16 protein-coding genes are annotated in these 21742 nt (G+C 74.4%); 6 read left to right on the top strand and 10 right to left on the bottom strand.

Annotation, left to right across the window (positions count from 1 at the left end; genetic code table 11):
• Nucleotides 1–71 precede the first annotated feature (71 nt).
• The 4 genes from BU197_RS09685 to BU197_RS09670 form a co-directional block, all read right to left on the bottom strand.
• Complete coding sequence (locus BU197_RS09685) at nucleotides 72–1220, bottom strand: SIS domain-containing protein (protein WP_188267829.1); 1149 nt, start codon at nucleotides 1218–1220, stop codon at nucleotides 72–74.
• 734 nt (nucleotides 1221–1954) lie between these two features.
• Nucleotides 1955–2137, bottom strand: a complete 183-nt coding sequence (locus tag BU197_RS09680) for a Trm112 family protein (RefSeq protein ID WP_188267828.1) — start codon at nucleotides 2135–2137, stop codon at nucleotides 1955–1957.
• A 107-nt stretch (nucleotides 2138–2244) separates the two neighbouring features.
• A complete protein-coding gene (locus BU197_RS09675) occupies nucleotides 2245–3609 on the bottom strand; it encodes a phosphomannomutase/phosphoglucomutase (RefSeq protein ID WP_188267827.1) in 1365 nt (454 codons plus the stop codon).
• 333 nt (nucleotides 3610–3942) lie between these two features.
• Nucleotides 3943–4377 carry a DUF3499 domain-containing protein gene (locus BU197_RS09670; RefSeq protein ID WP_188267848.1) on the bottom strand — a complete coding sequence of 145 codons (435 nt, stop codon included), beginning with the start codon at nucleotides 4375–4377 and terminating at the stop codon, nucleotides 3943–3945.
• A 299-nt stretch (nucleotides 4378–4676) separates the two neighbouring features.
• On the opposite strand from BU197_RS09670, the gene BU197_RS09665 reads away from it, so the two are divergent.
• On the top strand, nucleotides 4677–5132 hold the full coding sequence (locus BU197_RS09665) for a metallopeptidase family protein (RefSeq protein ID WP_188267847.1): 456 nt from the start codon (nucleotides 4677–4679) through the stop codon (nucleotides 5130–5132).
• Between the two features lie 295 nt (nucleotides 5133–5427).
• On the opposite strand, the gene BU197_RS09660 is transcribed toward BU197_RS09665, so the two are convergent.
• The 3 genes from BU197_RS09660 to BU197_RS09645 form a co-directional block, all read right to left on the bottom strand.
• Nucleotides 5428–6957, bottom strand: coding sequence for a DUF5719 family protein (locus BU197_RS09660; protein WP_188267826.1), 1530 nt, complete (start codon nucleotides 6955–6957; stop codon nucleotides 5428–5430).
• Nucleotides 6954–10772 (bottom strand): glycosyltransferase family 2 protein, encoded by a 3819-nt coding sequence (locus BU197_RS09655; RefSeq protein ID WP_188267825.1) that lies wholly within the window; start codon nucleotides 10770–10772, stop codon nucleotides 6954–6956. Before BU197_RS09655 ends, BU197_RS09660 begins: the two co-directional genes overlap by 4 nt.
• 386 nt (nucleotides 10773–11158) lie before the next feature.
• The gene (locus BU197_RS09645) at nucleotides 11159–11422 is read right to left on the bottom strand and encodes a WhiB family transcriptional regulator (protein ID WP_015033978.1); all 264 of its coding nucleotides are present in this window, start codon (nucleotides 11420–11422) and stop codon (nucleotides 11159–11161) included.
• Between the two features lie 703 nt (nucleotides 11423–12125).
• On the opposite strand from BU197_RS09645, the gene BU197_RS09640 reads away from it, so the two are divergent.
• From BU197_RS09640 to BU197_RS09630, 3 genes are read left to right on the top strand one after another with little or no spacing between them, the layout of a single operon-like run.
• Nucleotides 12126–12635, top strand: a complete 510-nt coding sequence (locus tag BU197_RS09640) for a cysteine dioxygenase (RefSeq protein WP_188267824.1) — start codon at nucleotides 12126–12128, stop codon at nucleotides 12633–12635.
• Between the two features lie 21 nt (nucleotides 12636–12656).
• Nucleotides 12657–13613, top strand: a complete 957-nt coding sequence (gene cofD, locus BU197_RS09635; protein WP_188267823.1) for a 2-phospho-L-lactate transferase — start codon at nucleotides 12657–12659, stop codon at nucleotides 13611–13613.
• Nucleotides 13610–14917 carry a coenzyme F420-0:L-glutamate ligase gene (locus tag BU197_RS09630; RefSeq protein ID WP_188267822.1) on the top strand — a complete coding sequence of 436 codons (1308 nt, stop codon included), beginning with the start codon at nucleotides 13610–13612 and terminating at the stop codon, nucleotides 14915–14917. Before cofD ends, BU197_RS09630 begins: the two co-directional genes overlap by 4 nt.
• A gap of 194 nt (nucleotides 14918–15111) precedes the next feature.
• On the opposite strand, the gene BU197_RS09625 is transcribed toward BU197_RS09630, so the two are convergent.
• The 3 genes from BU197_RS09625 to BU197_RS09615 form a co-directional block, all read right to left on the bottom strand.
• Nucleotides 15112–16191 carry a DNA-3-methyladenine glycosylase family protein gene (locus tag BU197_RS09625; protein ID WP_188267821.1) on the bottom strand — a complete coding sequence of 360 codons (1080 nt, stop codon included), beginning with the start codon at nucleotides 16189–16191 and terminating at the stop codon, nucleotides 15112–15114.
• A 247-nt stretch (nucleotides 16192–16438) separates the two neighbouring features.
• The gene (locus tag BU197_RS09620; RefSeq protein ID WP_188267820.1) at nucleotides 16439–17521 is read right to left on the bottom strand and encodes a sugar phosphate nucleotidyltransferase; all 1083 of its coding nucleotides are present in this window, start codon (nucleotides 17519–17521) and stop codon (nucleotides 16439–16441) included.
• A 105-nt stretch (nucleotides 17522–17626) separates the two neighbouring features.
• The gene (locus tag BU197_RS09615; RefSeq protein WP_188267819.1) at nucleotides 17627–19213 is read right to left on the bottom strand and encodes a peptidoglycan recognition protein; all 1587 of its coding nucleotides are present in this window, start codon (nucleotides 19211–19213) and stop codon (nucleotides 17627–17629) included.
• A gap of 126 nt (nucleotides 19214–19339) precedes the next feature.
• Here BU197_RS09615 and BU197_RS09610 point away from each other — a divergent pair, with 126 nt between their 5' ends.
• Nucleotides 19340–20092, top strand: a complete 753-nt coding sequence (locus BU197_RS09610; protein ID WP_188267818.1) for a TIGR03089 family protein — start codon at nucleotides 19340–19342, stop codon at nucleotides 20090–20092.
• A 278-nt stretch (nucleotides 20093–20370) separates the two neighbouring features.
• Nucleotides 20371–21594, top strand: a complete 1224-nt coding sequence (locus tag BU197_RS09605) for an LCP family protein (protein WP_317452042.1) — start codon at nucleotides 20371–20373, stop codon at nucleotides 21592–21594.
• Nucleotides 21595–21742: the final 148 nt, after the last annotated feature.

Here is a 21742-nt window from a genome sequence, read left to right as displayed (position 1 = left end):
GGGGGACTGTGGGCCGGGTTTCGGGAGGTTGCGCGGCCGGTTTCAGGGAGGTGCGGGCGTGTGGCCGGGCTTCAGGGGGTCGCGCGGCCGGGGGTGGCCAGGGCCAGGTAGACGGCGGCGAAGTCGGTGACCGCGAGGAGTTCCGCGAGCCGTTCCAGGTCGCCGCCCTCCTCGGGTTCCAGTTCGCTGATGGCCGTTCCGTGGCCGAGGGCCAGTTCGCGGGCGGCCTGCGCGGCCGTCAGGCCGTCGGCCGGGCGGTCGCGGAGGAGGACCACCCGGGCCCGGAGCGCCTGGGCCTCCTCGACGCGGTCGCGGAAGAAGTCGTCCGGGTCCGCGCCGGCCGCGTAGTCGCCCGCCAGCAGGACGCCGTGCGCGGGGAGCGCCTCGGGGAGTTCCGCGGCGAGCGCGGGGAGTCCGGCGAGTTCGGCGAGGACGGCGGCGAAGCGGCGGCCGGCGGGGCCCGCCGCCGGGCCTTCGGTCCAGATCAGCGGCAGGGAGTCGGCGAGTTCGGCGGCGAGGGTCTTGGCCGGGTTGTGGTAGGTGGCGATGGCCGGGCCGCAGCGCTCGGCCGTGCGGTCCAGGCGGTCCGCGACCTTCTCCAGCGTCTCGGGGGGCGCCTCCAGGAGCCCGACCCGGTCGAGGAGGGCGAGGAGGGGGGTGAACAGGGCCCAGAGGGCGCCGGGGCTCGCGGCGATGTTCTCGGCGTACTCGTCGGGCGCCTCGTTCGGGGTGACGGCCATGGGCACGAAGAGGCCCACCGAGCCGCTGACGGTCTCCGCGAGCGGTGAGGCCTTCGGGGCGACGGCGACCACGGTGATCCCGCGCCGGTACGCCTGCTCCGCGAGGAGCGCGAGGCCGGGTTCCGAGCCGTCCGTGGTCGGGAGCAGCAGGAGGTCGACGGAACCGGCCCAGCCGGGCAGGGCCCAGCGCAGTGCTCCGGCGGCCGGGGCGACCCCGGTCGGCTGGAGGCGTACGACGGGGGCGGCGGCTCCGGCCAGGGCGCCGATCAGGTCGGCGACGCCGACGGCGGCCGTGCCGGGACCCGCGACGAGGACGCTGCGGGGGCGTCCCTCGGGGCGCAGATCCGCGATGCCGGCCTCGGTGGCGTGCCGGGTGGCGGTCCTGACCCGTGCTCCGGCCTCGGCGGCGCCGCGGAGGAGACCTCGGCGGTCGGCGAGAGCGAGGTCGTCCGGGGCGTCGAGGAGGGTCTCGTCGAGCATGGCGGCTCTCCCTGCGGGGCTTGGGGGCGGTCTCTCGGGGTGGGGGCTCTCGGGGTGGCTCTCGTGGGGCTCTCGGGGTGCGGGTCGTGGGTGCTTGTGCTGCGGCCCGCGGTCGGGCTTGGGTGCTGCCCTCCCGGGGGTTTCCGGGAGTTCACAGGGACGCGGAGGCTGCTCCGTGCGTTCCCGGAGGGGTGGTCCCTTGGGGGTGACGGTTGCCCCGGCGGGGCTTGCCGTAAGCCCCTTGGGGGTGACGCGCCGTTGGAGGTCCGGCCCCTGCGGGCTCCCCGAGGGGTGCCCCTGACGGGGTATCCCCCAGGGGTTGTCCCTGTCAGGGGCGTCCCTCACGGGGTATCCCGGGCGGACGCCCCTGACAGGGATTCCCCCAGGGTGGCGTTCCCCGGCGGTCGCCCCTGGTGATCCAAGTGGGTGAACCGTCCCCGGGCGTGGCCTCGGGGTGGGCCGGGGGCTCGGGGCGGGCGTGGCCGGAGGTGGTCCGGCCTGTTCGCCCGGCGCCCTCGGAGGCGTCCGCCGTCGGAGGCGTCCGCCCTCCGGGGTTTCCGCCCTCGGGGGTTTCCGCCGTCGAAGACGTCCGCCGTCGGGGGTGTCCGGTCGCTCCGGGTGGGAGCGGCGGGTGGCCCCGGGCCCTCCCCGTATCGGAGTGCGCGGAGGGGGCGGGCGGGACGGGTCCTCGGCGGGCCCGGTGCCCCGGTGTGCTCGTGCCGGAGGGGTCCGGGTCAGGACGGGCGGCGGGCCTCGTCCGTCAGGAGGACCGGGATGCCGTCGCGGACCGGGTACGCGAGGCCGCAGTCCTTGCCGGTGCAGAGGAGTTCGGGGGTCTCGTCCGCCGTGCGGTCGTTCAGTGGAGCGTGGCACGCGGGGCAGGCCAGGATCTCCAGGAGGCCGGCTTCGAGCGGCATGGGGTGTCCCTTCGAACAAACGGTGGTGTGCTGCCCTACGGGCCAGGTCAGCCTACCGCCGGGGGCCGGGGGTCGCCCCGTCCCCCGGCGGCGGGCCGGTGGCGGGCTCAGTCGGTCGCCCGCACCAGGGCGAGGACCTCGTCGCGGACCTTGGCCATGGTGACCGCGGAGCGGGCCTCGACGTTGAGGCGCAGGAGCGGCTCGGTGTTCGAGGCGCGGAGGTTGAACCACCAGTCCTCGGCGGTGACCGTGAGGCCGTCCAGCTCGTCGAGGGTGACGTCGTCGGACTCGTACGCCGCGCGGACCTTGGCCGCGCTCGCCGCCTGGTCGGCGACGGTGGAGTTGATCTCGCCGGAGGAGGCGTAGCGGTCGTACGAGGAGACCAGCTCGGAGAGGGTGCCGTCCTGGCCGCCGAGGGCCGCGAGGACGTGGAGCGCGGCGAGCATGCCGGTGTCCGCGTTCCAGAAGTCCTTGAAGTAGTAGTGCGCCGAGTGCTCGCCGCCGAAGATGGCGCCGGTCTTCGCCATCTCCTCCTTGATGAAGGAGTGGCCGACGCGGGTGCGGACGGGCTCGCCGCCCTGCTCGCGGACGACCTCGGGGACCGACCAGGAGGTGATCAGGTTGTGGATGATCGTGCCGCCGGGGACCTTGGCCAGTTCGCGGGCGGCGACGAGGGCCGTGATCGCGGACGGGGAGACGGGCTCGCCGCGCTCGTCGACGACGAAACAGCGGTCGGCGTCGCCGTCGAAGGCCAGCCCGAGGTCGGCGCCCTCGGCCCGGACGCGGGCCTGGAGGTCGACGATGTTCTTCGGGTCGAGCGGGTTGGCCTCGTGGTTCGGGAAGGTGCCGTCCAGCTCGAAGTACATCGGCACGAGGTCGAGGGGCAGGCCCTCGAAGACGGTGGGGACGGTGTGGCCGCCCATGCCGTTGCCCGCGTCGACGACCACCTTGAGGGGGCGGATCGAGGTCAGGTCGACCAGCGCCTTCAGATAGTCGGCGTAGTCGGTGAGGGTGTCCCGCTCCGTGACCGTGCCCGGGGTGGCGGCGGGTTCGGGCGCGCCGGTCTCCGACCACCGCTCGGCCAGCTCGCGGATCTGGGCGAGACCGGTGTCCTGGCCGACCGGGGCGGCGCCCGCGCGGCACATCTTGATGCCGTTGTACCGGGCGGGGTTGTGCGAGGCGGTGAACATGGCGCCGGGCAGGCCGAGGCTGCCGGAGGCGTAGTACAGCTGGTCGGTGGAGCAGAGCCCGATCAGGGTGACGTCGGCGCCGAGGCGGGCCGCGCCGCGCGCGAAGGCGTCCGCGAGACCGGGCGACGAGGGGCGCATGTCGTGGCCGATGACGATCGCCTCGGCGTCCGTCACCCGTACGAAGGCGGCGCCGAACAGCTCGGCCAGGGTCTCGTCCCACTGGTCGGGGACCACTCCGCGGACGTCGTACGCCTTCACGATCTGCGACAGATCGACAGTCACGGATCCACCCTTCTGAGTTCTCGGCACGCGGTGCGGCGTGTGTACGGAACGCCCAAACTACCCGGCGCGCCGGAGGGCGACGCGGACGGTGGCCGGTTGGAAGCGCGGGTGGAAGCCGGCCGGGGGCGCGGAAGGCGGCCGATCGGCCCCCTGGTGGCGGCTCGTCAGTTTTCCGTGGCGGATCATCAGATTCCGGTGGCGGGCCGTCAGGTCCCGCTGCCCGCCGGGCGGCACGCGCCCCGGTGCCGGTCGTGGGGCGTCGGCCGCCGGGGGTCGGTTGCCGGTTGCCGGGCGTCGGTCGCGCCGGTTGCCGGGCGTCGGTCGGGCCGGGCGTCAGTTGTCGGGGGAGCGCAGCACTCTGAGGTGTCCTCGGCGGCCGACCTCCATCGGATCGCCTCCTCGGCCGGAGCCGCCCTTGCCGCCGGCCTCGGCCGCGCGCTCCTGGGGGCGGGCCGCCTCCCGTACCGCGTTGGCCAGGGCTTCGAGGTCGTCGCCGCTGGGGCGGGGTGGGGCGGAACCGTCGGTGAGCCGCACGACCTCCCAGCCGCGCGGGGCGGTCAGGCGCTCACTGTGCTCGGCGCACAGGTCGTAGCAGTGGGGCTCGGCGTAGGTGGCGAGCGGGCCGAGGACCGCAGTCGAGTCGGCATAGACGTACGTCAGTGTCGCGACGGCAGGGCGGCCGCACGCGGTGCGCGAACAGCGACGTACAGGGCTCACGACGTTGGACGGTACCGCACTCTTGAGCGGGCCGCGACGACTCTCCCTCAGGTCACTCCACCGTGTCGCGGTGTGAGCTGTGCCACCGACGCCCTCGGACGGCCTTCTCCGGCCTGTGGGAGAGGAGGCGCAAGAGGCCTCGCGCCGGAGTCGATCCAGGCGATCCGGGGTACGGATCCGGTCGTCCGGGGCCAGATGGCCGATCGTGCGGACGGGACGAGACGAGCGGATGATTGGCCGGAATGTTCGGGTTTCGCGGCAGGGCGGATCGGCGGGGTCCGGAAGCGTCGGGAGGTGGCGAGGATGCGCCACGGTACGGGGGGACCGATGAGAGTTACGCTGCGTCAGTGATGGACAGTCCTGTGCCGCCCAGCCCCCCGCAGCGCCCCACGGAGCCTTCGGCGGAGCCCCGGGTGCGTCGCCGCGACCGGCACGGCCGCGGGATGCGCGGGCCCGTCGCCCCGCCCCAGGTGCCGCTCTCCGCGAGCCGGGCCGACACCTTCCGCGATCTGGTCCTGGACTCGGTGGAGCGGCTGGAGCGGCGCTGGCCGCAGCTGGCCGACGTCGAGTTCCTGGTGATGGAGGTGCCGCCGCCGGTGACGGGCGAGATCGTGCCGCTGGGCGGGGCGGTGGCCGCCGAGAAGGGCGAGCCCGCCCGGGTCGTCGTCTACCGGCGGCCGGTCGAGATCCGCTCCAAGAGCCGTGACGACCGGGCGCTGCTGGTCCACGAGGTGGTCGTGGAGCAGGTCGCCGAGCTGCTCGGCCTCTCCCCCGAGTCCGTCGATCCTCGGTACGGGCAGGAATGAGGCGGGCGGGGCGGGGGCGGGGCCCTTGGGGTGGGACCCTGACGGGACGGACCCCTGTTACGGGACAGGCCCCGTACGGGACGGACCCTGGCGAGTGGGAGCTGTACGGGGTAAGCCCCGACGGGTGCAGCCCGAATGGGGCAGAGCCCGTACGGGACGGCCCCTGACGCGTGGGACCCGTACGAGGTGGCCCCGACGGGTGGAGCCCGTATGGAGCGGAGCCCGTACGGGATGAGCCCTGACAGGGGCAGGGCCCGTACGGGAGGCCCCCGCCCTCGCCGGGGCCCTTCGGGTGTCAGTCCAGGACGCCCAGGTCCTGGCGGGCCGCCGGGACCTCGACCGTGCCCCGGTCGTCGACGAAGGGCTGGATGGTGAACATCGGGATGCCGTCGAGCGGAAGGGCCAGCATCCGGGAGGCGTGGACCTTGCCGCCGGAGACCGGTTCCACGGTCAGCGCGTAGGAGCCCTTGAGGCCGCCGGGGACGAGATCGACGAGGGCGGTGGTCGTGCCCGCCTTGACGGCGACCTCCTTCGACACCGGCGTCCCTCCGCCGGATCCGGCCGAGGCAGTGACCTTGACCCGGGCGTCGGCGCCGACGGCCGTCAGGGCGAGCGTCGAGGCCTTGGCTCGGTTGTCGGCGACGGTCGCGCGGGCGGTGACCGGCGCCGTCGCGGGCAGGAAGGCGATCTCGGTCTTGCCCTCCTTGCCCCGGACCACCTGGAGCGCGGCGACGAACGGCGTCGCCTTCTTCGGGTCGCTCGGGGTGAGCACCAGGGAACCGGTCTGTCCCCTGGTCAGCCCCGGCAGGTCGATGAAGGCGGTCATCCCGGACTTCACATGGAGGCCGTCGGAGCCCGCCGGGACGATCGTGCCGGTGGCGGTGGCCAGCTGGACCTTGAGGTCGGCGTCGTCCTCGCCGGGAACGAAGGCCACCAGGCGTACGGAGGTGGCGTCGGCCGGGATGCCGGGGAGCACGGCGGTGGTGGCCGGGTCGGCGGCGGGCGGGAGCCAGTCGCCGCCGAGCTTCTCGTCGGCGGCGGCGATGGCGGCGCCCACCCGGCCGCTGCGGGTGGTGACGTGGACGGCCACGTCCTGCTGGGGCGCCTCGGCGGTGAGGGTGGAGAGCAGGACGGGGACGGTGGAGTGGGCCGGGACCGGGATGCCCTCGGTGAACTGGGACTTGAGGGCGCCCTTGGGGCCGAACAGCTGGATGTCGGCGACGGCGGCCGTGTCGTCCGGGTTGGTGAGGTGGACGTAGTCCTGGCGGTCCTTGCCGGTGGAGGCGGCCGGGAACCAGAAGTCGGTGTCGGGGCCGCCGCAGCCGAGGCCGCGCAGTCCGCGCGCGCCGCCCGCGGAGACGACGGTGGTCTGCTGGACGGTCCAGCCGGGCGCGAGGGTGCCGGTGGCGGAGCCGACGAGCGCGGGGACGCCCGCGCCGTCGACCTGGGCGGCGACGGGCTTGCCGGGGGCGGTGACGGTGGCCGGGAGCTTGGGCGCCTTGGGCTTCTTGCCGGTCTTGCCCGCGCCGTCCGCGGCCTGGCTCGCGGCGGGCCGCAGCCGGGCCGCGGACGGCTCGGCCTTCGCGGCTCCGGTCGCGCCCGCGGCCGTGCCGGTGCCCGGCGGGGTGTACGAGGTGTAGAGGGTCTCGGCCACCTCGGAGGTGCTGGGGACCGGGCAGACCAGTCCGGCGCGCTGCACCGGAAGCCGGGTGGCGGCCTTGGCCTCGGGGACGGGGGCGGCGCCGGGGGCGGTGAGGGACGCGAAGCCGGTGACGGCGGCGAGGGCCGTGGCGACCGCGATCAGGGAGAGGGTCGTGCGCTTCACTGGTGGCTGCTCCCGTCGGGACGCTGCTGGTTCTCGTGGCCCTGGGGATATCCGTAGCCGTAGCCGTACGGGTCGTACTGCTGCGGGTCGTACGGGGGCTGACCGTCGTACGGGGGCTGACCTTCATAGACCTGCTGACCGTCGTACGTCCGCTGTCTGTCGTAGGCCTGCTGTCCGTCGTAGGCCTGCTGGCCCTCGTACGGCTGCTGACCGGCGTAGGGCTGCTGCGGTCGGCCGTAGCCCTGGTCGGCGTAGGGCTGCTGCTGGTCGTAGCCCTGCGGGGGGTACGCGTACGGCTGCTGCTGGTACGCGTCGGCGGGGTACTCCTGGCCGGGGTGGTAGCCGCCCTGGTCGGCGTAGGCCGGGGTGTGCGGCTGGTCCGGGGCCTGGTCGTGGCCGGTGGGGGCCCAGCCCTGGGAGGTGTCGGGCTCCTGTGCCCGCCGGGGCTCGTACGGCTGCTGTTCCGGGATCGGGAGGCGCTCCGGGTCGGCCCCGGGGGCGTCCGGCCCGGATCCGGCGGCACCCTCGGCCTCGGCCTCGGCGGAGGCTTCCGCCTCGGCGGCCGCGCGCAGACGGCGGGCCCGGCGGCCGTCGCCCTCGGCGGACGGGGCCGGGATCACCGGCGCCTCCTCGGGCAGGTCGTCGTCGATCTCGCGGCGCCGTCCGGGCAGGGCGAGGACGAGCAGCACGACCGCGAGGCCGACCTGGGTCCAGACCCAGACGGTGTGGGTGAACGGCTGGTCGTACGTGATGTCGAGGCGACCGCCCTGGGCGGGCAGTTCGAAGCCCTGGGCCCAGCCGTCGACGGTGGTGCGGGGCAGCTCCTTGCCGTCGAGGGTGGCGGTCCAGCCCTCGTCGGCGCGGTCGGCGAGGCGCAGGACGCGCCCGGCGGGCCCGGCCGGGACCGTGGTGTGGGCCTCGACGGGTCCGGCGGCGACGGCGACCGGGGCGGGCTTCTTCCCGGGGTCGGCCGCGGCGTCCTCGGGGTTCTTCCCGGCGGGCGGGACGATCATGATCCGGGCGATCTCGCGGTCGACCCGCCAGAGCGCGCTGCCGTCGAGCTGGCTGAGGCGGCTGAGCCCGGGGGTGGCGTCGAGGACGCGGCTCATCTGGCGCGGCGCGCCGTCGCGGACGAGGACGTAGCGGATGGCGTACCCGCTGAGTTCCTCGGTCTGGTCGGCGCCGGAGCCCGCGACGAGATGGGCGACGACGGAGTCGAGGCGCGGGTCGGCGTCGGCGGCGGCGGTGAGTTCGCCGTCGCCGAGGCGGGCGCCGGAGCCGCGCACCAGGGTGTAGGCGACCTCGCCGGGCGCGCCCGCGCCGAGGACGAGGGTGCGGGGCTGGTCGCGGGTGCCGCTCTCCTCGGCGACGAAGGCCGGGACCTGGACGGGGTCGCGCCGGGTCAGCGGGCCGTCGGCGCCGCCGATCATCCAGCCGACGGCGGCGGCGGCCGGGCCGACGGCGCAGGCGAGGGCGATGAGGGCGGCGACGGGCTGGCGCCAGCCGAAGCCGTGGACGGCGACGCGGCTGCGACCGCCCTCGGCGCCGATGGTGCCGGCGGCGATGAGGGCGGCGCCGTAGACGAGGGTGGCGGGCCCGGACCAGCCGGTGCCGTCGGCGCCGTTGGACAGGACCGCGAAGAGGAGTCCGGCGAGGGCGGCGGTCCAGGCGGCGCGGACGGCGAGCTGCCGCTCCTCGCGCAGGAGTCCGGCCAGGGCGGCGAGGACCAGGCCGATCAGGAGCAGGCCGCCGGTGGTGCCGGGGCCGCCGGGGCTGGCGCCGAGCAGGTCGAGCGCGGTGGCCGTGCCCGTACGCACGTCGAGCCCGGCCTCGTGGAGGAAGGCGGCGGGGTCGGTGAGCAGGGTGAGCGACCAGGGGGCGAGGACGAGCAGCGGGGTGCCGACGGTGGCGAGGAAGCGCAGTCCGTACGCGGTGAGGTCGGAGCGGCGGACGACGAGGACGCCGAGGCCGAGGAGGACCGCGAGCGGCCAGACGACCGGGGTGAACGCGGTCGCGAAGGTGAGCAGGAAGGTGTACGCCCAGGTGGCGCGCCAGCTGCCCCGGTCGGGGCGGTTGAAGCCGTGGGCGGCGACGGCGGCGCGGGCCATCAGCGGGAGGAGGACCGCGAGGACGGCGGTGCCGAGCCGGCCGGTGGCGAGGGCGCCGGTGGCGGCGGGCAGGAAGGCGTAGGCGATGGCGGCCCAGGCGCGCAGCAGACGGGACTCGACGATGCCCCGGGCGGCGAAGTACGCGGTGAACCCGGCGAGCGGGACCGAGCAGACGAGCAGCAGGGTCAGCGCGGTGGAGGTGGAGCCGAGGAAGAGCGCGGAGAGCGCGGCCAGGACGGCGAGGTAGGGCGGGGCGGTCTGGGTGCCGCCGGTGCCGAGGGCGTGCCAGGAGTCGGCGTACCGCGACCAGAGGGCGGAGACGGTGTCGGGGGCGGGCAGCAGGGTGCCGCCCGCGAGGGAGCCGCCCGCGAAGAGGCCGCGGCAGGCGACGAGGGAGACGACGAGCAGCAGGGCGAAGAGGACCGGTCCCGGGCGGCCCGCGATCTTCTTGAGCCGGGCGAACTGCTCGATCTCCAGGTAGTCGGCGTCGTCGCCGCCGGGGCCCGACTCGACGACTCCGTGGCGGGAGCCGGTGTCGGCGTCGGCGCCGCCGAAGTCGGAGGTGAACTGTTCGAGGGCGGCGCGGACGGTGGCGCCGGGCGGCGGGAACAGCGGGCGGAGTTCGCTCGCGGGGACGGCCGGGTTCCTGCGCCGTTTGCGGGCGGCGAGGATCTTCTCCGGGCGCAGCAGGGTGGCGAGGAGGCCCATGAGTTCGTCGACGGCCTGTCCGGGGACCTTGCCGACGAGACAGGCGAGGGTGCGGAACAGGGTGCCGAGGACGAGGCGCACCAGGACGTACGGGAGGGCGGCGCCCCGGGTGTTGGCGAGGAGGGTGTAGACGGCGCCGGCCTTGTCGACGCGGTGCGGGTTGGCGGCGGTGCGTCCGGCGCAGTCGACGGTGCGGCGCTCGCGGGCGGAGGCCTCGGCGTGCCGGAGGACGGCGTCGGGGGCGATGAGGACGCGATGTCCCGCGGAGTGGGCGCGCCAGCAGAGGTCGACGTCGTCGCGCATGAGGGGCAGGCGGCGGTCGAAGCCGCCGAGTTCCTCGAAGACGTCACGGCGGATCAGCATGCCCGCGGTGGAGACGGAGAGGACGGAGCGGACCTGGTCGTGCTGGCCCTGGTCCTGTTCGCGGCGGTCGAGTCCGGTCCAGCGGCGGCCGCTGCGGGCGATGGAGACGCCGGTTTCGAGGAGCTGCTTCTTGTCGTACCAGCCGCGCAGTTTGGGGCCGATGACGGCGGCGTGCTCGTCGGCGTCGGCGACGCGCAGGAGTTCGGCGAGGGCGGTGGGCTCGGGGGCGCAGTCGTCGTGGAGGAGCCAGAGCCACTGGACCGGTTCGCCGTGCGGGAGTTCGGGGAGGTCGTAGGCGTCGTCGTTCCAGCTGCGGGTCTCGGGGTCCCAGCTGCCGGGGCGCTTCAGATAGGGCAGGTCCTCGGGGCCGAGGGGGGGCGCGGTGCGCGCGGCTTCCTCGACGGCGGCGCCGAAGCCGGTGCGGCGCGCGAGGTGCAGGACGCGGTCCGGGCCGATGGCGTCGGCGAGGAGCCGGGCCGAGTCGTCGGCGCTGCCGGTGTCGGCCGCGACCACGTTCTGCGCGGGGCGTTCCTGGGCGAGCAGCCCGGCGAGGGCGTCCGGCAGCCAGCGTGCGCCGTCATGGGTGACGAGCACGGCGGTGACGACGTGTCGCGGAAACTCAGGAGTCGAGGACATCGAGCTACGGGCCCTCCGGCCGGGGTCGCCCGCTGGGGGCGTGGGGTGCGTCTCGGACGGAGGCCCACACTAACGGCTGTGCGCGGAGCGCTCTCCCGCCCTGTGGACAGAGCGGGAGGAACATGCCCATCCCCTGTGGACGGAGTGTGGGAGGCGGTGGCACGGGGTACGTGCGGGGCCGCCTGACGGTGCGGCGGGTGCCCAGGACGCGGAGCGGTCCCGTGCGGTGGCCGTCCCTGACGCGGAACGGTCCCGTGCGGTGGGTGCCCCGGACGCGGAACGGTCCGCCGCCTGTGGGTGCTGCACAGGGGGCGGACCGTTCGGTGGGGTCTGCTGGGCCGACGTCACGCGGTGCCCGTGCCGGGGGGCGGCGGGCGGTCTGCCGTTCAGACGGCGGCCTTCTTCAGTCGGCGTCGCTCGCGCTCGGAGAGACCGCCCCAGATGCCGAACCGCTCGTCGTTCTGGAGGGCGTATTCGAGGCATTCCGAGCGGACCTCGCAGGCGAGGCAGACCTTCTTGGCTTCGCGGGTCGAGCCGCCCTTCTCGGGGAAGAAGGACTCGGGATCGGTCTGGGCGCACAGTGCGCGCTCCTGCCAGCCGAGTTCTTCGTCCGCGTCCTCGACCAGCAGTTCCTGGAACAACTCGGTCATGTGCGCCCCTCGTCTGTTCTGTGCGTCCCGTGGTGTTGCCGTGGTGTGTGCCCGGCCGAACGACACGAGTGAAATTACAAGTTCGTGGTCTGCGCGAGTCAAGCCGAGATCTGCTACCGGGCCCGGTATTCACTCTGCGGAACCAAGCGTATGCGGAAAGTGTTCAAATCACCAAAAAACGTGACACAAGCCACCGCCCGGTGACACCGCCACTCTCCGCCGCCCTCACGGGGGAGGACGAACAGGGCGCACACCCTGTTGCGATCCGGCCATGGAAGCGAGCCGGATCACAGACCGACCGCGCCCGCTCGTCGACAGGGACGGCCGAACCGCCTCCGCGGAGGCGGCCGTACGCCTCCCCGGGGACGGTCGAATAGCCGTCTCACCTGGTCGACACATGAACAAACCTTTCTCCGGTATGCCCTAACCGGATGAGGTGAAACATTACCGCCAAAACGGTCATTGAGTTGACAGTCCGGTGGCCTTCCGGCCACCTTGGTTGCCATGCCAGCGACCGCAGCGCTCTCCGCGACCCACGACCGTGGGTTCCGCAGCGCTGTCCAGGCGCGCTGTTGCTGTCGTTGTTCCAGCTGTTGATGCCGTAGAGCTCCAGCCTTTTCCCCCAGCGTCACCCCTGCGTCACTCGCGTCACCTTTCCCGTGACCCCCACCGCTTCTGTTTCTGCTGAGGAACCCCCCTACCCATGAACATGGACAGCGACCTTCAGATCGCCGGCGACATCCTCGAAGTCCCGCACCTGCTCCAGCCCGAGCGCCCGCACCCCCTCACCGTGGCCGAGTTCACCGGTCTCGCGCGCTCGCTGGCCGCCGACCGCTCCCAGTGGGCCCCGTACGTCGAGTACGACGCCACCACCCGCTGGTACCACCGGCTGCGCACCGGGCCCGGCTACGAGGTGTGGCTGCTCTCCTGGCTCCCCGGCCAGGGCAGCGGGCGCCACGACCACGGCCCCTCCTCCGGCGTGCTGACCGTCCTGGAAGGCGCCCTGACCGAGCGCACGGACCGGGGCACGCGGACGCTCACCCCCGGCGGGGAGCGGCTCTTCGCCCCCGGATACGTCCACGAGGTCGTCAACGACTCCCTCGAACCCGCCGTCAGCCTGCACGTCTACTTCCCCGGGCTCACCGAGATGCCGATGCGCTCCACGCCCGTCACCCGGTGCGTTCCAGCCGCCCCTGGGGTCCTCACCGCCTGACGGCCTGACAGACTGCCGTACATGCGCATTGTGGTTCTGGCAGGCGGCATCGGTGGTGCCCGTTTCCTTCGCGGCCTCAAGCGGGCCGCGCCGGACGCGGAGATCACGGTCGTCGGCAACACCGGTGACGACATCCATCTCTTCGGGCTGAAGGTCTGCCCCGACCTGGACACGGTGATGTACACCCTCGGCGGTGGCATCGACGAGGACCAGGGCTGGGGCCGCCGTGACGAGTCCTTCACGGTCAAGGAGGAACTCGCGGCCTACGGCGTCGGACCCGAGTGGTTCGGCCTCGGCGACCGGGACTTCGCCACGCACATCGTCCGTACGCAGATGCTCGGCGCGGGCTACCCGCTGAGCGCCGTCACCGAGGCGCTGTGCGCCCGCTGGCGGCCCGGCGTACGGCTGCTGCCCATGTCCGACGACCGCGTCGAGACCCATGTGGCGATCGAGACCGACGGCGAGCGGCGCGCGGTGCACTTCCAGGAGTACTGGGTGAAGCTGCGCGCCTCCGTCCCGGCGCTCGCGGTCGTGCCCGTCGGCGCCGAGGAGGCGAAGCCCGCGCCGGGCGTCCTGGAGGCCGTCGCCGAGGCGGACGTCATCCTCTTCCCGCCGTCCAACCCCGTCGTCAGCATCGGCACCATCCTGGCCGTGCCCGGCATCCGCGAGGCGGTCGCCGCCGCCCCCGCGCCCGTGGTCGGCCTCTCCCCCATCGTCGGCGACGCGCCCGTGCGCGGCATGGCCGACAAGGTCCTCTCGGCGGTCGGCGTGGAGTCCACGGCGGCGGCCGTCGCCCTGCACTACGGCTCCGGGCTCGTCGACGGCTGGCTCGTCGACGGCGTCGACGCGGGCGCGGTCGACGAGGTCGAGGCGGCGGGCATCCGCTGCCGGGCGGTCCCGCTGATGATGACCGACCCCGAGGCCACGGCCGCGATGGCCCGGGAGGCCCTGGCGCTCGCCGAGGAGGTGCGCGGATGACCGGCGCGCCGCCCTCGTACCGGGTCTGGGCGCTGCCCGGACTGCCCGAAGTGGCGGCGGGCGACGACCTCGCCAAGCTGATCGCCGCCGCCGCGCCGGACCTCGCCGACGGTGACGTCCTCCTCGTCACCTCCAAGATCGTCAGCAAGGCCGAGGGGCGGATGGTCGCCGCCGCCGACCGCGAGGCCGCCATCGACGCCGAGACGGTACGGGTGGTGGCGCGGCGCGGGACCCTGCGGATCGTGGAGAACCGGCAGGGGCTCGTCATGGCCGCCGCCGGGGTCGACGCCTCCAACACCCCCGCCGGGACGATCCTGTTGCTGCCCGAGGAGCCCGACGCCTCGGCGCGCCGGATCCGGGCGGGGCTGCGGGACGCCCTCGGCGTCGACGTGGGCGTGGTCGTCACCGACACCTTCGGGCGTCCCTGGCGCAGCGGGCTCACCGATGTGGCGATCGGGGCGGCCGGGGTGCGGGTCCTCGACGACCTGCGCGGCGGGACGGACGCGTACGGCAATCCGCTGAGCGCGACCATCGTCGCCACCGCCGACGAACTCGCCGCCGCCGGAGACCTCGTCAAGGGCAAGGCCACCGGTCTGCCGGTGGCCGTCGTCCGGGGCCTTCCGCACGTGGTGGCCGGGGACGAGGAGCCGGGCGCGCGGGCCCTGGTGCGCTCCGCCTCCGGTGACATGTTCCGGCTGGGCACCTCGGAGGCCGTACGGGAGGCGGTGACGCGTCGGCGGACCGTACGGGAGTTCACCGGGTCGCCGGTCGACCCCGGGGCGGTGCGGCGCGCGGTCGCCGCCGCCGTGACCGCGCCCGCCCCGCACCACACCACGCCGTGGCGGTTCGTGCTCCTGGAGTCGGAGGAGTCGCGGGTGCGGCTGCTCGACGCGATGCGGGAGGCGTGGATCGCGGACCTGCGGCGGGACGGCAAGTCCGAGGAGTCCGTCGCCCGCCGGGTCCGGCGCGGGGACGTGCTGCGCCAGGCCCCGTACCTGGCGGTGCCCTGCCTGGTCACGGACGGTGCCCACCACTACGGCGATCCGCGCCGGGACACGGCCGAACGCGAGATGTTCGTGGTCGCGGCGGGCGCGGGCGTGCAGAACTTCCTGGTGGCCCTGGCCGGTGAGCGCCTCGGCTCGGCGTGGGTCTCCTCGACGATGTTCTGCCGGGACGTCGTACGGAAGGTCCTCGACCTGCCGGACGACTGGGACCCGCTGGGCGCGGTGGCGATCGGCCACCCGGCGACCGAGCCGGGGGCACGGCCGGAACGGTCGGCGGAGGACTTCATCGAGGTGCGGTAGGCAGGAACGGGGTGCACCGGTGGGGGCCTGAGGGCCGGGCCCCCACTGCGGGGCGCTGCCCCCTACGGGGCCGGGCCGATCCCGTACGGGCAAGGGTTTCCCCTACGGGCCGGGGAGACCTCCTACGGGTCGGGCCGACCCCGTACGGCCAGGGCTCCCCTACGGGACGGGCCGGTCCCGTACGGGGCCGGGTCTCAGATGCGGGTGATGTCTCCCGGGGTCATCCGGGGTGCCCTGCGGGGCGGGACCCGGCCGCCGAGGAGGATCAGGCGGGCGGCCCGGTGGCGCTGGCCCGCGTAGGGCGCGAGCAGTTCCAGCATCGTCGTGTCGTCGGCCGTACGGTCGCCCGCGAGGGCCCAGCCGACGATGCCCGGGAGGTGCAGATCGCCCGTGGTCACCTCGTCCGGGGCGCCGTTGCTGCGCTGGACGGTCTCGGCGCTCGTCCAGGGGCCGATACCCGGGACCAGTTCAAGACGGGCGCGGGCCGCCGCCGGTGCCATCCGCGCGGCCTCTTCCAGACGGGCCGCCACCCGGGCGGCGCGGACGATCGTCGCCGAGCGCTTGCCGTCGACGTTGGCGCGGTGCCACTCCCAGGACGGGATCGCCGCCCACCCGCGCGCGTCCGGCATCACGTGCATGCCCTCGGGCGCCGGGCCCGGCGCGGGCTCGCCGTACTTCCGTACGAGCAGCCGCCAGGAGTGGTAGGCCTCGTCCACCGTGACCTTCTGCTCCAGGATCGTCGGGACCAGGGTCTCCAGGACGAGTCCGGTCCTGGTGAGCCGCAGCCCCGGGCGGCGCCGGTGCGAGGCCAGGAGCAGCTTGTGCCGGGGGACGAAGGCCGCAGGGTCGTCCTCGGCACCGAGCAGTGCGGGGAGGCCGTCCAGGAGCCAGGAGCCGCCGGGCCCCCAGGCCTCGGCCTCCGCCCGCCCCTCCCGGACGGCAACGCGGAGGGTGCCGGGCCCCTCGGGGGTACGGCTGGCCCGCCAGACCGAACCGTCCGGGGCCACCCGGAACGCGGGATCGGCGGGCCCCCGCCGCAGCGGCCCGAGGGTGAGCCCCAGATCGAGAGGCGCGTCTCCGGGGAGGGTCAGGGTCCGGGTCCGGGTCCGGGTCCGGCAGAGGGCGGTCGCCGCACCGGCAGGGGCCCCGGCCGGTGCGGCGGAGGGACCCGCCGTGCCGGAGGGGGCCGCCGTACCAGAGGAGGGCACGGCCACCTGGCCGCCGCGCGCGCCGACGCGTGAGACGGGGACGGGGGGAGTGAAACGGCCTGCCATGAGGGCGAGGGTAGTCGGAGCGGGGGCGGAACCCCGTACGCGTCAGGGTTGCGGGCCTCCCGCCCCTGAGGGCCCTGAGGGCCCCTCGCCCCTGGTGGTCCGAGCCCCGTGGTGCTCTGGATCCCCCTAGTGGTCCGGGTCCCCCTGGTGGTCCGGGTCCCTACCCGCCCAGCCTCCTACCCGTCCGGGCCCCCTACCCGTCCCGTCCGGTTTCCCCTACTGGTCCGGCCTTCCGGTCCGGTTTCCCCTACTGGTCCGAAGAGAAGCGGACCGAGCACGGGGGCAGGACGGCGCCGCACCAGATCCTGATGCCGTCGCGGAGTTCGTTGTCCGCGCCTATCCGTGCTCCGTCGCCGATCACCGCGCCGTCCAGGACCGTGCGGGCGCCGATGTGGGCGCCCGCGCCGATCAGGGAGTCGGTGATCACCGCGCCCGGTTCGACGACCGCGCCCGCGAGGAGCGTGGAGCCGCTGATCCGGGCGCCCTCGCCGACCACCGCGTCGGCGCCGACGACCGTACCGCCGGTCAGCTTGGCGTCGGGGGCGACCCGGGCCGTCGGCAGGACGAGGCGGTCGCCGCAGCGGCCCGGCACCGCAGGGGAGGGCGCGCGGCCGAGGACGAGGTCGGCGGAGCCCCGGACGAAGGCCTGGGGGGTGCCGAGGTCCAGCCAGTAGGTGGAGTCCACCATGCCCTGGAGGTGGGCGCCCCGGGCGAGCAGTTCGGGGAAGGTCTCCCGCTCGACCGAGACGGGTCGGCCGGTGGGGATGGTGTCGATGACCGAGCGCCGGAAGACGTACGCGCCCGCGTTGATCTGGTCGGTGACGATCTCCTCGGGCGTCTGCGGCTTCTCCAGGAAGGCCGTGACGCGCCCGGTGGCGTCGGTGGGGACCAGGCCGAAGGCGCGCGGGTCCTCGACGCGGGTGAGGTGGAGGGAGACGTCCGCGCCGGATTCCGCGTGGGTGGCGACCAGGGCCCGGATGTCCAGGCCCGTGAGGATGTCCCCGTTGAAGATGAGGACCGGCTCGTCGGGTCCTGAGCGCAGCCTGGAGGCCACGTTGCGTATCGCGCCGCCGGTGCCGAGCGGCTCCTCCTCGGTCACGTACTCCAGGCTCAGGCCGAGCGAGGAGCCGTCGCCGAAGTGCGGCTCGAAGACCTCGGCCAGGTAGGAGGTGGCGAGCACGATGTGCTCGACCCCGGCGGCGCGGGCCCTGGCCAGCTGGTGCGTCAGGAAGGGGACGCCCGCCGCGGGGACCATGGGCTTGGGCGTGTTGACCGTGAGCGGTCGCAGCCGTGTTCCCTTGCCGCCGACCAGGAGGATCGCTTCAGTCACCTTGTCGTCTCTGCTTTCCTGTTCGGGGCCCGTCGGTTCGCCCGTCGCGGTCGTCCGTGCGATATGACCGGTCAGTTTATGCAGATGGTTGCCCCGATGCCCCCATCAGTGCCTTCCCTGGTACTTCGCGGAGCTGGTACGGGCGCTGCCGAGCCGGCCGTACAGCCGGGCGCCGGGGCACTCGGTGGCGAAACCGTCGCGGTGCCCCGCGATGGTGTGGAACCGTACCCGAGTGCCCTTCTTGTAGAGGTTTCCGCCCCCGGAGACGAGGTAGGTGCTGCCCTTGGGGTCGATCCCGTGGAGCCCCAGTTTCCAGGCCGTGAGCCGGGCGACGGCGGTCACGGCGGCGGCGGGCGGGGTGCTGCTGCCGAAGGTGCCGAGGACGGCGATGCCCATGCTGTCGACGTTGAAGCCGAGGGTGTGCGCGCCGAGGACGGGCTTGGTGACGCCGCCCGCCCGGCCCTCGTAGATGTTTCCGCACTTGTCGACGGCGAAGTTGTAGCCGATGTCCCGCCAGCCGCTGCTCTTCACGTGGTAGCGGTAGATCCCGCGCAGGACGGCGGGCGCCTGGCTACAGCTGTAGTTGTTGCCGGTCGCGCTGTGGTGCACGAAGGCCACCTTGATCGTCTTCGTGTAGACGAAGCCCTTCTCCCGGATGCGTTCGTCCGCGCCCCAGCCCTGCCGGGTGACGATCTTGGGCCGGGGGCCGATGTACGGGCGTGCGGCGGGCTGCTTCACGGAGGACTGCGCGGTCTCCGCCACCGCCGTCACCCCTTCCGTCTCCCCCGCCGCCTCGGCCTCCTTCGCCAGGGCCGGGACCCAGGCCGACCCGTAGGGGGCGAGCCGGGTGCCCCACTCGCCCTCGGCCGCCTCCCTGGCCGTCTCCGCGGCGGTCCGCGCGGCCTCTGCGGCGGCTTCCGTCATCTCCGCCGCGTCCGTGCCGGGGCCGGTCCCGGAGGACGGCCCCGAGGCCGAACCCGAGGCCGAACCGGCGCGTGCCCCCGAGTCCGACCCCGAAACCGGCCCTGAGGCTGCCCCCGCTCTCGTCCGAGGGGGCGCGGCCGACCCCGAGTCCGCCCCTGAGTCCGCCCCCGAGTCCAAGCCCGGGTCCGTCGCCGTCCCCGCCCTCGTCTCCGGGGCCTCCCCCGGGTCCACCAGTTCCAGGCGCAGGCCCCCGGGGAGCTTCTCCTCCCCTCTCACGCGGATCTCCACGCCGTCCGAATCGCCCACCCACAGCGGGGCGGTGGAGCCCTTGAGCACCCGGCCCGCGCCCTCCGCCGTGCCCGGGTCCGCGCCGTGCTCGTCGTTGTGGGTCTCGACGTCCTGCCACTCCGACCAGGTCCCGCCGCCGGTGGCCCGGGTGCGGACCTGCACGGTGCCGCGCAGCACGGCCCCCGGGTCGTCCCAGACGACACCGACGAGCGAGAAGGGCCTGACGTCCCGGCGGCCGAGCCCCTGGACGCCCGCCCCTCCCGCGCCGCCGCCCAGCGCCCGCGAGGTCCCGCCGAGCGGCGCCAGCGGCAGCGACTGGGTGGAGCCGGGCAGTTCGGGCGCGGGCGGCAGCGCCGCGACCGCGGGTGGCCGTGCGAGCGCCGGGGGCGCCGAGGCCGCCACGGGCGCGGCGAGGGAGACCGGCAGGGCGAGGACCGCGGCGCAGGTGACGGCGATCGTGGAGGCGAGTGAGGCACGCATGGCCCGATCCTGCGGAGCCCCGGGCCGTTCCGCTCGCCGGAAAACTGACGGGCCGTCGGGCCGACCGGTGGACGGTGTCACCGGTACGGCGGACCCGCACGGGCCGGCCCGCGTACCCTGTCCGGCGTGAACGCCAGCGACCGCACCCCTGCCGACCTGCTGCGATCCGCGCTCGCCGCGGACCCCGCCCGCCCCTTGGTCACCTTCTACGACGACGCCACCGGTGAACGGGTGGAATTGTCCGTCGCCACCTTCGCCAATTGGGTGGCCAAGACGGCGAACCTGCTCCAGGGCGAGCTGTCCGCCGAGCCCGGCGACCGGCTCGCGCTGCTGCTGCCCGCGCACTGGCAGACCGCCGTGTGGCTGCTCGCCTGCTCCTCCGTCGGCGTGGTCGCGGAGATCGGCGGCGACCCGGCGGACGCGGACCTGGTGGTCGCGGGGCCCGACACCCTGGAGGCGGGCCGCGCCTGCTCCGGCGAGCGGATCGCGCTCTCCCTCGCCCCGCTGGGCCGCCGCTTCCCCGAGGTGCCCGCCGGATACGCGGACTACGCGGTGGAAGTGCCGAGCCAGGGCGACCGCTTCGCCCCGTTCGCCCCGGTCGATCCGGACGCTCCGGCCCTCGTCGTCGACGGTACGGAACGCAGCGGCGCCCGGCTCGTCGAGCAGGCCCGCGCGGACGCGGCGGAACTCGGCCTGGACACCGGCTCGCGGCTTCTCTCCGGCCTCGGGTACGGGGACTGGAAGGGCCTCTCGGCCGGTCTGTACGCGCCGCTCGCGGCCGGTGGCTCCGTCGTCCTCTGCCGAAACCTGGAGCTGCTGGCGGCCGACTCCCTGGCCAAGCGCGCGGAGAGCGAGCGGGTGACGACCACGGCGGTGTGAGGACGGCGCCACGTGGGGGCTTCCCGTACGGGGCGGCCCCCTCCCCCGTACGGGAAGGCCCCCGTCCCTCAAACCTCCGGCCCGCGCCCTCCGCCCGTGCGGAACCGTTCCTCCACTCGTTCGGCCGAGCGACGCGCCGAGTCCCTCCGGTTGTACGCCCCGGCAGGTAGATGATCGGCCGGGGAGACGGCTCCTTCCGCACAACCATGGCCCGGGTTCGCCCGTCTCCTTCTACGACCGGCGGTCGCCCGCCGACGCCACGAAGGACGGACTCAGACGTGACGGACCGCGCGGGCTCGCCCGAACCGGATCCCCCGGAAGCGCCGGGCGCGGACCCCGGTGCCCCGGGGGCGCCGCGCCGGCGCCACTGGCTGCGATGGACCGCGCTCGGCGTCTCGGCGACGGTGCTCGCCGCCGCCGGGGCCGGCTGGTGGTTCTACCGGAAGCTCGACGGGAACATCACGACGGACACCACCGCCGAGGCCGAACTCCGCAGATACGAGAAGGAGCGCCCGCCCGCGGGCACCTCCGCCGCCCGGAACATCCTGCTCATCGGCTCGGACACCCGGGCGGGCGCCGGGAACCGCCCGTACGGCAGGGACAAGGGCACCCAGCGGTCCGACACCACGATCCTGCTGCACCTGGCGGCGGGGAAGGCGGGCGCGACCGCCGTCTCCCTCCCCCGCGACCTGATGGTGACCGTCCCGAGCTGCCGGAAGGCCGACGGGAGCCGGACCGGGGAGCAGTCCGCGCAGTTCAACTGGGCCTTCGAGTTCGGCGGCGCGGCCTGCACGATCCGTACGGTCGAGAAGCTGACCGGGATCCGGGTGGACCATCACATGGTCGTCGACTTCCGGGGCTTCAAGAAGATGGTGGACGCGGTCGACGGGGTCGAGGTCTGCCTCAAGGAACCGGTGGACGACCCCGACGCCCAGCTGAGGCTGCCCGCGGGGCGTCAGATCCTCCACGGGGAGCAGGCGCTGGGATTCGTCCGGGCGAGGAAGTCGATCGGCGACGGCAGCGACACGGAACGGATGGACCGCCAGCAGCAGTTCCTCGGCGCGCTCGTCAACAAGGTCCAGAGCGACGGGGTGCTCCTGAACCCGACGAGGCTCTACCCGGTCCTGGACGCGGCCACCAAGTCGATCACGACCGATCCGGGGCTCGACTCGCTGCGGGACCTCTACGACCTGGCCCGCTCGATGCGGGCGATCCCGACGGACCGGGTGCAGTTCCTCACCGTTCCCCGACGCCCTTACTCATATGATGCGAACCGTGACGAACTGGTACAGCCGGCGGCGAGTCAGCTCTTCCGACGACTGCGGGAGGACCAGCCCGTCGACGTGACGCCGAGCGTCGGGGCGACCCCTGCCCCAGGGACGGCACCGGCTCCCGGGACGGTGCCGCGCGCCGACGGGAAGCCCGACGACGCGGACGCCCCGACCCCCGGGGCCACCCCCACCTTCACGGGGCGGAACGCGGCGGAAGGGGTGTGCTCCTGAGGCTGCCAAGGGGGCGACGAGTAAAGGACACACCAAGGTGAGGACGGGGAGGGATGAGGTTTGAGCAAATTGCCCGGTTGTAAGGGGCGTGGAATTTGTCACGCGCGTCGCCCCGCGCTGAACTGGGCGGATAGTGTGACGCGATCCG

The organism is Streptomyces sp. CBMA291 (genome assembly GCF_014596525.1).
In the GTDB taxonomy this organism is placed as follows: domain Bacteria; phylum Actinomycetota; class Actinomycetes; order Streptomycetales; family Streptomycetaceae; genus Streptomyces.
The sequence above is the reverse complement of the archived record's forward strand: the minus strand, read 5'-3'. Positions and strand labels throughout refer to the sequence as shown.

Bases quoted from the DNA above. Each gene is read 5' to 3' on its own strand.
- BU197_RS09680 (WP_188267828.1), bottom strand. From the start codon at position 2,137: ATGCCGCTCGAAGCCGGCCTCCTGGAGATCCTGGCCTGCCCCGCGTGC.
- BU197_RS09655 (WP_188267825.1), bottom strand. From the start codon at position 10,772: ATGTCCTCGACTCCTGAGTTTCCGCGACACGTCGTCACCGCCGTGCTC.
- BU197_RS09685 (WP_188267829.1), bottom strand. From the start codon at position 1,220: ATGCTCGACGAGACCCTCCTCGACGCCCCGGACGACCTCGCTCTCGCC.
- BU197_RS09615 (WP_188267819.1), bottom strand. From the start codon at position 19,213: ATGCGTGCCTCACTCGCCTCCACGATCGCCGTCACCTGCGCCGCGGTC.
- BU197_RS09665 (WP_188267847.1), top strand. From the start codon at position 4,677: ATGGACAGTCCTGTGCCGCCCAGCCCCCCGCAGCGCCCCACGGAGCCT.
- BU197_RS09630 (WP_188267822.1), top strand. From the start codon at position 13,610: ATGACCGGCGCGCCGCCCTCGTACCGGGTCTGGGCGCTGCCCGGACTG.
- cofD (WP_188267823.1), top strand. From the start codon at position 12,657: ATGCGCATTGTGGTTCTGGCAGGCGGCATCGGTGGTGCCCGTTTCCTT.
- BU197_RS09625 (WP_188267821.1), bottom strand. From the start codon at position 16,191: ATGGCAGGCCGTTTCACTCCCCCCGTCCCCGTCTCACGCGTCGGCGCG.
- BU197_RS09645 (WP_015033978.1), bottom strand. From the start codon at position 11,422: ATGACCGAGTTGTTCCAGGAACTGCTGGTCGAGGACGCGGACGAAGAA.
- BU197_RS09640 (WP_188267824.1), top strand. From the start codon at position 12,126: ATGAACATGGACAGCGACCTTCAGATCGCCGGCGACATCCTCGAAGTC.